At 42.0% G+C, this 14,284-nt stretch carries 9 protein-coding genes; 4 read left to right on the forward strand and 5 right to left on the reverse strand.

The genetic code is table 11. The features are described from left to right. Positions 1-828, reverse strand: an 828-nt coding sequence (locus HPC67_RS15490; RefSeq protein ID WP_217589802.1) for a hypothetical protein, incomplete at its 3' end; no start/stop codon positions are given. Positions 829-893: 65 nt separating this feature from the next. Next, entirely contained in the window at positions 894-3,029 is a 2,136-nt protein-coding gene (locus HPC67_RS15495; RefSeq protein ID WP_217589803.1) for an ATP-dependent Clp protease ATP-binding subunit, read from the reverse strand. A gap of 261 nt (positions 3,030-3,290) precedes the next feature. On the opposite strand from HPC67_RS15495, the gene HPC67_RS15500 reads away from it, so the two are divergent. The 3 genes from HPC67_RS15500 to HPC67_RS15510 all read left to right on the forward strand — a co-directional run bounded on the left by HPC67_RS15500 (position 3,291) and on the right by HPC67_RS15510 (position 6,877). Beyond that, complete coding sequence (locus tag HPC67_RS15500; RefSeq protein WP_217589804.1) at positions 3,291-4,370, forward strand: Fe(3+) ABC transporter substrate-binding protein; 1,080 nt, start codon at positions 3,291-3,293, stop codon at positions 4,368-4,370. Between the two features lie 201 nt (positions 4,371-4,571). Next, positions 4,572-6,170: an ABC transporter permease gene (locus tag HPC67_RS15505; RefSeq protein WP_217589816.1), complete on the forward strand. Its 1,599-nt coding sequence runs from the start codon at positions 4,572-4,574 to the stop codon at positions 6,168-6,170. Positions 6,171-6,172: 2 nt separating this feature from the next. Beyond that, complete coding sequence (locus HPC67_RS15510) at positions 6,173-6,877, forward strand: ABC transporter ATP-binding protein (RefSeq protein WP_217589806.1); 705 nt, start codon at positions 6,173-6,175, stop codon at positions 6,875-6,877. A 57-nt stretch (positions 6,878-6,934) separates the two neighbouring features. Here HPC67_RS15510 and mbcS read toward each other — a convergent pair whose 3' ends face one another. Next, positions 6,935-8,509, reverse strand: a complete 1,575-nt coding sequence (gene mbcS, locus HPC67_RS15515) for an acyl-CoA synthetase MbcS (RefSeq protein WP_217589808.1) — start codon at positions 8,507-8,509, stop codon at positions 6,935-6,937. Positions 8,510-8,712: 203 nt separating this feature from the next. Between mbcS and HPC67_RS15520 the strand changes: the two genes are divergently transcribed. Beyond that, positions 8,713-11,715, forward strand: a complete 3,003-nt coding sequence (locus HPC67_RS15520) for an EAL domain-containing protein (protein ID WP_217589810.1) — start codon at positions 8,713-8,715, stop codon at positions 11,713-11,715. Between the two features lie 42 nt (positions 11,716-11,757). On the opposite strand, the gene pdaA is transcribed toward HPC67_RS15520, so the two are convergent. Together pdaA and HPC67_RS15530 are read right to left on the reverse strand one after the other, a co-directional pair. After that, positions 11,758-12,549 carry a delta-lactam-biosynthetic de-N-acetylase gene (pdaA, locus tag HPC67_RS15525; RefSeq protein WP_217589812.1) on the reverse strand — a complete coding sequence of 264 codons (792 nt, stop codon included), beginning with the start codon at positions 12,547-12,549 and terminating at the stop codon, positions 11,758-11,760. A gap of 123 nt (positions 12,550-12,672) precedes the next feature. Then, positions 12,673-13,983 carry a Na+/H+ antiporter family protein gene (locus HPC67_RS15530; protein WP_217589814.1) on the reverse strand — a complete coding sequence of 437 codons (1,311 nt, stop codon included), beginning with the start codon at positions 13,981-13,983 and terminating at the stop codon, positions 12,673-12,675. Positions 13,984-14,284 lie beyond the last annotated feature (301 nt).

Genomic DNA, 14,284 nt, shown 5'->3' on the forward strand with positions numbered 1-14,284 from the left:
TTTCAGCCTCGCTTTGCGGAATAACAGCCTCGCAATGCGGAATTTCAGCCCCGCATTGCGGATTTTCAGGCCTGCATTGCGGAATTCCGTGCCTGCATTGCGGAATTCCAGGCCTGCATTGCCGAATTTCAGCCTCGCTTTGCGGAATTTCGAGCCTGCATTGCGGAATAACAACCTCGCTTTGCGGAATTCCAGGCCTGCATTGCGGAATTTCAGCCTCGTATTGCGGAATAACAGCCCCGTATCGCGGAATTCCAGGCCTGCATTGCGGAATAACAGCCCCGTATTGCGGAATTTCGAGCCTGCATTGCGGAATTCCAGCCTTGGATTGCGGAATTTCAGCCTCGCTTTGCGGAATTTCGAGCCTGCATTGCGGATTTTCAGCCTCGCTTTGCGGAATAACAGCCTCGCAATGCGGAATTTCAGCCCCGCATTGCGGATTTTCAGGCCTGCATTGCGGAATTCCGTGCCTGCATTGCGGAATTCCAGGCCTGCATTGCCGAATTTCAGCCTCGCTTTGCGGAATTTCGAGCCTGCATTGCGGAATAACAACCTCGCTTTGCGGAATTCCAGGCCTGCATTGCGGAATTTCAGCCTCGTATTGCGGAATAACAGCCCCGTATCGCGGAATCCCAGGCCTGCATTGCGGAATAACAGCCCCGTATTGCGGAATTTCGAGCCTGTATTGCGGAATTTCCGCCTCGCTTTGCGGAATTTCGAGCCTGCATTGCGGAATTCCAGGCCTGCTTTGCGGAATTTCAGCCCCGCATTGCGGAATTTTAGCCTCGCTTTGCGGAATTCCGAGCCTGCATTGCAGAATAACGCCATCCCTCTCCACAAAAAAAGACTACCGGAATGATTTCTTCCGATAGTCGGCTGCAAAGTGAGACTGCTTATGCTGTTGTAACAGTTATATCTTCATTGACGACATCGACCTTCACATGGTCGATGGATCCTTTTTCAAGGATGAGGTCTGTGAGCTGATCCTCGACTTTATCCTGGATGACGCGACGGAGTGGTCGTGCGCCAAAGCGTGGGTCATAGCCGAGACGGGCGAGTTCACGCTTCGCTTCATCGGTAACGTCAATCGTGATCTCATTTTCTTCAATAGTTGCCTCTAGGTCAGCGAGCATCAAGTCGACAATGCTGACGAGGTGGTCTTCTGTTAACTGACCGAATTCAATAATCGAATCGAAGCGATTTAGAAATTCAGGCTTGAAATAATCGCTTAAATGTTCGAGCGTTGATACTTGGTTATCGGCCGGGGCGTTAAAGCCGACGCTAACTTCTTTGACGCCTGTTCCAGCGTTGCTTGTCATGATGATCACTGTTTCTTTAAAGCTCACCGTTCGGCCGTGTGAATCGGTTAGATGCCCATCCTCCATAATTTGAAGGAACATATTTTGCACATCTGGGTGAGCCTTTTCAATCTCATCGAGCAAAATGATCGCATATGGATTTCGGCGTACTTTTTCGGTAAGCTGACCAGCTTCCTCATGACCAACATAGCCTGGAGGCGATCCGATAATTTTAGACACCGCGTGTTTCTCCATATATTCACTCATATCGAGACGAATCATCGCATCTCTTGAGCCGAATAATTCTTCTGCCAATGCTTTTGTCAGCTCTGTTTTACCGACACCGGTCGGACCAACAAATAGGAACGAACCAATTGGACGGTATTTTGATTTTAAGCCGGCACGACTGCGACGAACCGCTTTGGCAACCTGGGTGACCGCATAATCCTGACCAATAACCTTTTGACTGAGATGATCAGCAAGGTTTTTCATATGCTCCTGCTCATCTGCTTGAAGCTTTGTTACTGGAATACCGGTTTTTTCTTCAATTAACAGTTGAATGTCTGACAGTTCAACATCAATTGATTGCTCTTCACCTTTTGCTTTTTCCAGTTGCTTTTGTAGTTGTATTTCTTGATAGCGTAAATTCGCTGCCCGTTCATAATCTTCTTGCTCAGCGGCTGCTTCTTTTTCTTTTATAATGGCATTCATCTGTTTCTCGATTGTGCTCGAGTCTTTTGTCGCATTGTCGAGGTTGAGACGTGAGCCGACTTCATCCATTAAATCAATCGCTTTGTCAGGTAAAAAGCGGTCCTGAATATAACGCTGTGACAGATTGACGAATGCACGGATGACGTCATCTGAATAACGTACCTCGTGAAAGGCCTCATACTTATCTTTAATGCCTTGCAATATTTGCACCGCTTCTTCAGCTGATGGCTCTTTGACGATGATCGGTTGGAGACGACGCTCGAGTGCTGGATCCTTTTCAATTTGGCGATATTCCTTCAGTGTCGTTGCACCGATTAGCTGTAGTTCGCCACGGGCAAGCGCTGGCTTCAAGATGTTTCCGGCATCCATCTGTGAGCCTTCCGCTGTTCCGGCACCGACGAGTAAATGAATTTCGTCGACGAACAGAATGACATCCTTGCGCTCCTGCAGTTCCTTAATTAATTGCTTCATACGCTCTTCAAATTGACCACGGACACCTGTATTCGCGACAAGTGAGGCGACATCTAACAAATAAAGCTGTTTATTCATGAGCTTAGCAGGGACTTTTCCTTCTGCGATTTGCAAGGCTAGTCCTTCTGCAATAGCCGTCTTACCGACACCTGGCTCACCTATTAAGACAGGGTTGTTTTTGTTGCGACGGTTAAGAGTTTCAATGACCCGTTTGACCTCATTGTCTCTTCCGATGACGGGATCAATTAATCCAGCCTTAGCTGCATCCGTCACATTTTTACCGAGTTGATCAAGCAGTCCGTTGCCGTGTCCTGACTTTTGATGAGTACGTGTACCAGTATGAGGTTGACCTGAGCCATTCGCTTGAAAATGGTTGGCAAAGTCTGCCCCTTCCATGAATGGATTGCCACTCATGTTGCCAGCGTTCATCATTTCTTTTCTGACCTCTTGAAAACAAGAGTGACAGACGTTCAGCTGCATCTTTTGATCATTCATTTGCATCATCATGTTGATATTCGCTTCGTTGACACCACATTTTTGACATTTCATTAGTCATACCTCCTATATAGTTTTAACGCTTTATAAATAAGTGTGTTGTGAGCTTTAAAGTTAAATTTGACTTTGACTATATTTGACCTTTCACCAATGATTATACTCTGACCTTTTTTGACTTTCAAGTCCTTTGCTTTATTTTTTTAACCAATTGCCTAAAATTATATTTTTTATTGACTTATGATCATGTATCTTTATAATAGTAATTGGTAATGATAGTCATTATCAATTAATTTATTTTAGGGGTGTGGGTTACATATGAAAAAACAATACGTTTTATTCAGCATAATCGCCATGATGCTGCTTGTCTTAGCGGCTTGTGGTGGAAATAATAATGAGGAATCACAAAATAACACCGATGGCTCAAATACCACTGGTGATGATCAAGGTGAAATTAACTTGTATACAGGTCGTCATTATGAAACGGATCAAGCATTGTATGATCAGTTTACAGATGAGACTGGTATTAAAGTCAATGTCATCAAAGGTAAGGATGACGAATTAATTGCCCGACTCGAGCGGGAAGGTAAAGCATCTAAAGCTGACTTACTGATCACGGCTGATGCAGGACGACTGTATCGTGCTAAAACACAAGAATTACTTCAGCCTGTCGAAAGTGACACACTGACGAATAACATTCCTGAAAAATATCGGGATCCGGAAAACGAATGGTTTGGTTTAACAAAACGGGCGCGCATCATTGCCTATCATAAAGAACGTGTTAATCCAGACGACATTCAATCATATGAAGATTTGACCAAGGATGCCTTTCAAGATAAGGTGCTCATTCGCTCTTCTTCTAACATTTACAATCAATCGTTGCTCGCATCACTTATTGCGCTTAACGGTGAACCTGATGCAAAAACCTGGGCTGAAGGCGTTGTAGACAATATGGCACGTGACCCTAAAGGTGGTGACCGTGATCAAGCGATTGCGGTTGCAGCTGGTGAAGGCGATGTTGCAGTGATGAATACGTATTACCTGGGAAAAATGTTAAATGCCGAAGATGAAGAGCAAGTGAAGGCTGCAGAACAGCTTGGGGTTATTTTCCCTAACCAGGACAGCACTGGGACGCATGTCAACATTAGCGGTATCGGTTTAACAACGAGCAGTCCAAACAAAGACAATGCGATTTTGTTTATGGAATTTTTGACGAAAGAACAGGCACAAGAGCAATTCGCCAAAGCGAACTACGAATATCCAGTGAATCCTAATGTCGCTGTTGCTGATTTACTTGAATCATGGGGATCGTTCAAAGAGCAAGATCTTAATTTGTCTAAGCTTGGAGAATTTAATAATGAAGCGATTATGATTATGAATGAAATTGGTTGGAAATAGAAACGTTCACCACGATTCGTAAAACTTTAAAGACATGCTATGGCTAGATCAGGTCAAGCATGTCTTTCTGTATACAATCGCTTTGAGAACTGTTATCATTAGTGATGAAATATTTTAATGTTATAACATCACTGCAGGGCTCAAAGGACGTGTACGCAGTTGAAATTGAATAGACAATTTTCTCGCCTACTGAATGGATGGATGATTCTCAGTATAGGTATTGTCCTTCTCATTCTATTTCCTAATATATCCATATTAATAAACTTTTTCACACAGGAAACGAGCAATTGGGATCATATTAAAACGCATATTTTGCCGCTATTGATTCAAAATACGAGTATCATTATGATCTTTACGGGGTTCTTTACGATCATGATCGGAACAAGTCTTGCGTGGCTCGTGTCCGCATATGATTTTCCGTTTAAACGATTCTTTCAATGGGGACTCATCTTACCATTGGCGATTCCGCCCTATATTGCCGCATATACGTACAATGGCATGCTGAATTATACAGGCGTCATTCAAACGGGGCTGCGAAATCAGTTTAATATTCAGGTTGATCAGCGTTATTTTGACATTATGACGTTACCTGGATCGATATTTATATTTACGCTGTTTCTCTACCCTTATGTATATATGATTACCCGGGCCTTTTTAGCAAATCAATCGGCAGCTTTAATTGAAAATGCGAAAATGCTTGGCAGCAATTCATTTGAAATTTTTTTCCGTGTCGTCATGCCAATCTCTCGTGGTGCAATTGTTGGCGGGGTCAGTCTCGTCTTACTCGAGGTATTGAATGATTACGGTGTTGTACAATATTTTGGCATACCAACCTTTAGCACAGCGATTTTCCAAACATGGTTTGGTATGGGAGATTTGAATGCGGCCATTAAACTGTCGGCGACCCTTATGTTTATCGTCTTTTTCATTCTCATAGTGGAGAAATTTCTCCGTGGACGAAAACGGTACAGCTACACAGCGGCAAGGGTGCGGCCACTAACGCCGATACGTTTAACTGGCTGGCGTGCATGGAGTGTGTTCGCATATGCAGGCATCATTTTTGCACTGGCATTTTTAATCCCAGTCATACAGCTCGTTGATTGGATGGTATTGACCTATGACAAAATGATCGATCCGGTTTTCTTATCTCTCATCTTTAATTCTTTATTCGTCGCATTGGCCGGTGCAGCGATGATCGTCATTTTTGCCGTAATCGTAGCTAATTTTGCCCGAACGCAGCAAAATTGGTTGTCAAAAGCATCGACTCGAACGATTATTCTTGGGTATTCAATTCCTGGTGCTGTTATTGCAGTCGGTATTATTACGGTCTTTATTCAAATTGATGAGCTGCTTTTCGGTATATATGAAGCAATCGGATTGGACCCGACACTCATCTTAAGCACAAGCTTGTTCATGCTTATATCCGCATTTGTCATTCGCTTTCTCGCTGTAGGATTTAATGCAATTGAATCAGGCTTTGATAAAACCGGAATTAAATTCAGTGAAGCGTCACGAACACTCGGCATGAGCATGACAAAGACATTTTTCAAAGTAGATGTACACCTCATAAAAGGTGCTATTTTCAGCGGATTTATTTTATCGTTTATTGAGATTATGAAGGAATTGCCGCTCACACTTATTTTGCGGCCGTTTAATTTCGATACGTTGTCGACAAAAGCCTTTCAATATGCGAGTGACGAACAAATTCATGAAGCATCGTTACCTTCTATTATTATCATTGTGCTAAGCGGCATTGCGATCTATTTTTTCCATCATGTTGTCGAAAAGGAGCCTGATTGATCATGTATATTCAAATCAAAGAGCTGTCATTTTCCTATGGTCGATCTCAAAAACCGATCATCAACAATTTCAATCTTGAAATCGCAAAAGGGGATATCGTGTCCATTCTCGGTGAGAGTGGGAGTGGTAAAAGTACCATCCTGCGCTTAATTTGTGGCTTGGAAACACCAGTATGTGGATCCATTTCAATTAACAAGCAAATGATGAGTGATGGTCGTCATTGTATATTACCTGAAAAACGAAGCATCGGCATGATGTTTCAAGATTATGCCCTTTTTCCACATATGAGTGTCGCTGATAATGTCCAATTTGGTCTGAAGCATAAAAGCCGAAAAGACAAGAGAAAGCGGGTTGATCAAGTGCTTGAACTGGTCAATATGTCCGATTTCCGGAATAGGTACCCTCATGAATTGAGCGGTGGACAGCAGCAAAGAATTGCCCTTGCGCGTTCACTTGCGCCTGAGCCGTCTCTTTTGCTCATGGATGAACCATTCAGTAACCTCGATGCTGATTTACAAATTAAAATAAGAAATGAATTAAGAGACATCATTAAAGCGACTGGAACGACGTCCATTTTTGTCACACATGACCGGGAGGATGCACGCGCAATTGCTGATCGGATCATTACGATGCGCGAAGGGTCTGCCTATGAATGGGATTCGCTTTGCACAATTGATGATTTAACAGAACCAGCATTGGTTGATTAACGATAGAGTGAAGCACCGGCCTCAATGAAATGAGTGAACCGGTGCTTTTTCGCATACTCATACTTGTTCTTGTTCTTGTTTACGTAATTCGACACGACGAATTTTTCCCGATGTTGTCTTCGGTAGGTCCTGAATGAATTCAACCTCGCGTGGATACTTATAAGGTGCTGTGAGCTGCTTTACATGTGCTTGCAGCGCCTCTATGAGTTTAGAGTCCCCTGTTATATCTGGCTTTAAAACAACGAACGCTTTAACAATCGACCCACGTATCTCATCAGGTTTTCCAACGACTGCACATTCTTGAACTGCTGGATGTTTCACGAGTGCATCCTCGACCTCAAATGGGCCAATTGTATAGCCTGAGCTAATAATAATGTCATCACGGCGACCTTCAAACCAAAAATACCCATCATCGTCCATAGACGCTTGGTCCCCTGTCACATAATAATCACCGCGTCGAGACATCATCGTTCGCTCTGGGTCTTTATAGTATTCTTTAAACAATGAAGGACTGTCTAGCTTCAAAGCGATATCGCCAATTTCTCCAGGTGGAAGGGGTGCACCATGTTCATCGATGATGGCCACCTCGTTCCCCGGAGTTGGTTTCCCCATCGAGCCAGGCTTAACGTCCATATCCTTTGTAATACCGAGCAACAATGTGTTTTCCGTCTGTCCATACCCATCACGTACAGTCACAGAAAAATATTTGCGGAACGTATCAATGACTTCTACATTTAATGGCTCCCCAGCTGACACAGCACTATGCAAGCTTGGCAATTGATAGTGTTGGAGGTGATCAACCTTGGCCATCAGTCGGTATTCTGTTGGCGTACAACACAATACATTGATGTGCTCTTCTTGAAGGAGGCGCAAATAGGTGTTTGGATCAAATTTACCATTATAAACAAACCCAGTCGCACCGCTTCCTAGGACAGATAGAAACGGACTCCAAATCCATTTTTGCCAGCCAGGTCCAGCTGTTGCCCAAACGACATCTCCTTCTTGAATGCCTAGCCAATTAGGAGCTGCGGTTTTGAGGTGAGCATAGCCCCAGCCATGCGTATGTACGACCCCTTTTGGATTGCCAGTCGTTCCTGATGTATAAGGTAAGAAAGCGATATCATTTTTTGTCGTTGCTGCCATCTCTAATGAGTCAGACGCACTTTCTGCTAAATTTTCAAGATCATACCACCCTTCGACAGCGCCACCAATCGAGAACTTTAATAACGTATCATACGCTTCTACACCCTTAAATTCATCCGTATAAAGATGATAACTGATGACCGCTTTCACTTCTCCATGACTAATCCGATATTGAATGTCCTTTGTTTTGAGCATTTCTGACGCCGGCACAATCACGATCCCTGTTTTAAGCGCAGCTAAATACACCTCATAGGCTTGAATGAGACGTGGTACCATAATGAGTACTTTATCGCCTTGCTGAAGGCCTTGATTGAGCAACACATTGCCTATTCGATTCACATTTTGAATGAGATCTTGATACGTAATGGTTTCGCGCTTTCCGGTTTCACCCTGCCACATTAAAGCTGTTTTATGGGAATCGGAAGCATACCTTTCAACCTCCATCGCAATGTTATACCGATCCGGTGCAATTAAATCCTCTCTTTTCATTGATCACCCTCCTTTTTCTTATTACGATTATAGCAAACGTTTAGATAATTTTAAATAAAACATGAAATAAAATCAAGATCAGATGATTTTTCGACTTAATTCGACAAAATTATTGCATGGTTTAAGACCTGTATATTATAGTAAGTATATATTTGCTCACTTTTTTCAAAAATCAACCTTATTCAGTGTGAGGATGTGATTAAATGGTAAAACTAGCAAACACTAAAAAGAAGCTACGCAATTTATTGCTTGGCAAACAGCAAGCGCAATTCCGTAAGACTGTTTACCATGATGTAGAAGGTCACACAAATCAGATGTTGTTAGACTACTATGGGCATTTCATTCAAGAGCATCCTGATGTATTTATCGTTTTATCACCAGCTGGTAGGTTTGTAGCATTCAACCGTCAGAAAATCATGGCGTTTTTCGACCTGCCATCAAATAGTAAGCTAGATTTCTTAAGCGTTTTAGGAAAAGATAACCATTCTCGATTAAAGCGGGCATTTTTTGTTGCTGTCAATGGAAAAACAGTACATGAAGCTATCACCCTACCCACTTCAAAGAACTCAACCAAAACAGCATCCGTTTCGTTCATACCTATTAAAACACGACATGGGCTTTTAAAAGGCGTGATGGTGAGTGCGAGTGACCATAACAAGGTGTTTTGCTCGACTATACAGCGCATCAAAGAAGTAAACGAACACCAATTACAACATGCTCAAGAGATTGCGAACGTTGGAAGTTGGGAATATGACATTGACACGAGCCAATTGCATTTCTCTCATATGTTTAAAACCATTTTAGGAATACCTGAATTAGACGTTGCTAACGTTCCAGCACTCAAAGCATACATTCATCCCGATGATCTTCCAATGATTATGGATGATATTGACCGAGCTCTTACAACAGGAAAGACGTACACACATGAATTTCGCATCATTCACGGTAGGCAGGACAACATTCGATATATAAAATCGCAGGCAGAAGTTCTTTTACACAATAATAAGCCAGAAAAAGTGATCGGAGTTATTAAAGATATAACGGATACAAAAATTAAGGAAGATATCCAAGCACGAACAAGCGTTATTTTTGATCATCTGGAGGTAGGCATTTGGCGGAGGAGAGCGGATCGTAACCATTTTGAATACTTATCAAAAGGAATCGAACATATTTTAGGTATTCCACTTGAAGCAGTTGAACAGGAGCCTTATCTTTGGGAAAAAATCATCCACGCAGATGATTATGCCTCTTATAAAGAGCAATTATCGCATTTAGATAAAGGGCATATCATTTCTCAAACATACAGGATTATATGTCCGGATGATACGATTAAATGGGTACTGGATCAAACAATACCGACAATGACAAACTCTGGACATATCGGGGACATATATGGGATTTTAACGGATGTAACGACCGAAACAGAGGCAAAACAAAAACTAACGTACTATGCCACCCATGATATATTGACGGAACTTCCAAATGAACAGAGCCTAGATGGTTACTTAAAAGAATGTATCAATGATACTGCCATTTCATCCTTTGCCCTTTTATATATGAATTTAGATCATTTTTCACGCATCTATTACGATCTCGGACACGATCTAGGAAATCGGATTTTAAAAGTCATTGCGACTACCATAAGAAACATAATCCCTGAAAACGGATATTTGGCACGCATGAATAATAACGGCTTTGTTGCCGTGCTTCCATTATATTCCCAAAAAGAAGATGTTTATCAAATAGCCAAAACGATTATCCACCAGCTTGAAGATCATATTTCCGTTAACGACTATGATGTTTTTATAACAACAGAGATTGGCATCAGCTTTTATCCTGATCATGGTGATGATCGTTTGACACTTTTAAGAAGCGCACATTCAGCAGCATACCAAGGGAAAAAACAAGGGGAAAATAATGATCAAATTTATTCATATTCAAGCGATATCCCATCACATCGCAAATATTTACTCGAAAAAGATATGAAAACAGCAATTGCGAATCAAGAGTTTGAATTATATTACCAGCCTGTCATCAATCCTGAAACGCATACGATAACTTATGCAGAAGTACTGCTTCGATGGCAGCACCCTGAGTGGGGATTCGTCTACCCTAATGAGTTCATTCCATTAGCCGAAGAAACGCATTACATTGATAAAATTGGGGACTGGGTAATTGAAAAGGTATGTGCTCACTTACGTGAATGGAAACATGCAGGACTCACTTTACGACCTGTTTCTATTAATATTTCACCGATTCACATTTTGAAGACGGGACTCGCTGAAACGATCATTCAACAGTTAAACCGCTACGACATCGCAAGTAAATATCTGATTCTAGAAATTACGGAAAGTACGCCTTTGAAAAGTGACAAGCATGTTTTGAGCACCCTATCTCAATTAAAAGATCTCGGCATCAAAATTGCGATAGATGATTTTGGAACCGGTTATGCATCCATTAACTATTTGAGAGATTTCCAAGCGGATATTTTAAAAATTGATCAAGTGTTCATTCAAAACATTGATGAGGACAACCAAAAAAATCGAGCCATCGTCTCTTCAATGCTTCATCTAGCCAAAGGTCTTGAGATGTCTGTTGTCGCTGAAGGTGTTGAGGAAATGGAACAATTGATGTTTCTCACGCAAAACAAATGTGATATGGTTCAAGGCTACATTTACTCTAAGCCTGTACCTATTGACACATACACACGTATGCTTCAAACAGCTTATTTGCGGCCTAAAAAACACGCACTCAAAATCAAGCCAGAGCATGAGCGACGCGCCTATTTCCGCTTTGAGTTTTCGGAATGCATCTTAGCATCGGTTAGCCTAAAAGAATTCAACAAGGAAAAGGTCAATCTCGGATCAACAGATATTTTAATTGAAAATTTAAGTGCCGGTGGTATTAAATTCATTTCTGATTTAAGATTACCGATTCATACAGCAATTAAATATATGTTTCACTTCACAGTGTTAAATGAAGCGTTCAATTTAGAAGGCACACTCGTATGGACACTTCACGCAAAAGGTGATACCTACTTTTACGGGTGTCAATTTGACATAACAGAAACAGAACGTGATCGGATCGTCAACCTTGTTAATAAAATGACAGCGATGACCAATTTAAATGAAGCGTTATACGGCACACCATTTATTAATGAGAATCCTTATACGTATTTAAATAAGAGAAATATGAACAAGCTATAAGTAAGAGAAGCTCCGATGTCAACATTGGAGCTTCTTTTCTTGTTACCAGCCGAGGAAAACGGGTGGCAGCATATCTTTTAAAACGAGATCATCTAGGCTTTTAAACGTATAGCCTTCCGCTTTCAAGTCTTGAATAATTTGAGATAATGCCTCCGCATTGTCGGAAGAGACGGCATGTAGCAGCATAATGGCACCGGGATGAATTTGGTCGATGACTTGTTCATAGGCGTACTCCCAGCCCTTTTGCTTGTCTGTATTCCAATCAATAAATGCAAGTGACCAAAACACGTGCGTATAACCGAGTTCCGCTGCCCAGCTCAATGTTTTCTCACTGAACGTGCCGCGTGGCGGACGGAGGTATGTCATTGATTTTTGGTCCGACACGTTAGCCACTGCAGCTTCTAACGTTTCCAGTTCTTCTTTCATTGATTGTTTGGAGATCACTGTGAAGTCGGGGTGATGATAGGAATGATTTCCTACAATATGGCCTTCTTCAACCATTCTCTTAATCATGTCTGGCTCACTTTTAACGTAATGCCCTGTTACAAAAAAGGTCGCCGGTACGTTTTCCTCTTTAAGAACATTCAATACATCTTCTGTGTACCCTGCTTCATATCCATTATCAAACGTTAAATAGATGTGCTTATCTCCCGAATGATCTGCATAGTAAGCGCCGTATTGTTCTAACATCTGCTTATATTTACCAACGTCAGGAATCGTGTGATCTGTATTTTTTTTATACCCCCAGCCATAACTCGCACTCACTGAATGAGGCAACATCATAAAGATTAAGGCAGCACTTATGACCGTGGCGAACAGCTTCAATTGGCGCATAATCGACCTCCGCTTTTTCTCTTATATTTCCTTAGCGGTTGCAAATTATGCATCAGTTTCATCATGCAAAGCGATCGGAACCACTCCCTATTTTGGGTAAGGAAAGTGATTCTGATCGTTTCTTTACAAGACGACGGCTGCGATCACACCGAAGATAAACAATGGGATGTTATAGTGTAAAAATGTCGGTACACATGTGTCCCAAATGTGGTTATGCTTGCCGTCTGCGTTCAAACCGGATGTCGGTCCTAATGTGCTATCTGATGCTGGCGAGCCCGCATCGCCCAATGCGCCAGCTGTTCCAATTAAAGCGGCTGTAGCAAGTGGTGAAAAACCAGCTGCAACACATATTGGTACATATAAAGCTGCAATAATTGGGACTGTACCAAATGATGAACCGATTCCGATCGTTACGACGAGCCCAACTAAGAGTAAGATGATGGCAATAACAACTTTATTCTCACCAAGGATACCTGAAGAAACTTCAATAAGCGCGTTTACAGCACCGGTTTCTTTTAGGACATTACCAAAACCAGACGCAACCAGCATAACAAATGCGATCATGCCCATCATGCTAATCCCATCAGACATAATTTTTTCACCCTTTTGGAACGGCACGGCGACGAAGACAAACATCAGTATTAACCCTGTTAAAGCACCAACAATTAAATTTCCAGTCACGATTTGGACAATTAATGCTGCGACAATGGCAACAAGCGTCAAAGCGTGCTTTTTATTAAAAGAGACGTCTTGATCATCATCAATTGTAATTGTGCCTTCACTTCCACCAGCTCCCGGAATGGCATCACGTTGTTTGCGGTAAGTGAATAAAATGGCGATCATGAGTCCTACAATCATACCAGAACCCGGAATTAGCATTGAGAGCGCAGCTTCGTTCATCGTCAGCTGGACCCCATTTTGCTCCATGCCATTAACGATTGTTTCATGAAATAACAATCCAAAACCTGCAGGAATCATAATATAAGGCGCTTTTAAGCCGAATGTGAGCGCGGTTGCTACAGCTCGACGGTCAATTCGCATATCATCGAATAATTTCAAAAGCGGTGGAATTAATATAGGAATAAATGCAATATGCACCGGTACTAGATTTTGTGATAATGACGCGACACCAGCAATTACAAATAACAGCATTGTGCGTTTACCTGTTAAAACACGAATTAATTGGCGTACGAGTATTGACGTAATACCTGTATAACTAATAGCGACCGCAAAAGCACCGAGTAAAATATAACTAAGTGCAGTTGTCGCCTGCCCGCCCATACCAGCTACAAGCATTTCTACCGAATCAACAACAGACAAACCTGACAGCAACCCCGCTGATATTGCCGCTATTATAATGGCAATAACGACGTTTACTCTTAAAAGACTTAAAACCGTCATCATTAAGACTGAAATAATTACAACCCATTCCATTTTGTATACTCCCCCTAAGTTGTTTCGCTTTATTTCTTTACCATGATAAAGCATTAAAGTAAAATGGTCAATAGATTATTTTAAATTTTTTGGTGCTGTTTAGAGGGTTGGGGCTAAATTAAGGTGTCAGAAGAACCAATAAAGACAAAAGATGGCAAGACAACATGAAAGTTTGAGTTATGCTGCCTTGGGGGCCGGGGCGAGCGTGATGGGGTGGGATATGCGGCTGGGGGCGGTGAAGCTGCTGCTAGATATGTGGCTGGGGCGTGTTTTATGCGTGGGAAATGTGGCGTATGCGGCG

Source organism: Lentibacillus saliphilus (assembly GCF_019093865.1).
GTDB classification, from domain to species: Bacteria; Bacillota; Bacilli; order Bacillales; family Amphibacillaceae; genus Lentibacillus_B; species Lentibacillus_B saliphilus.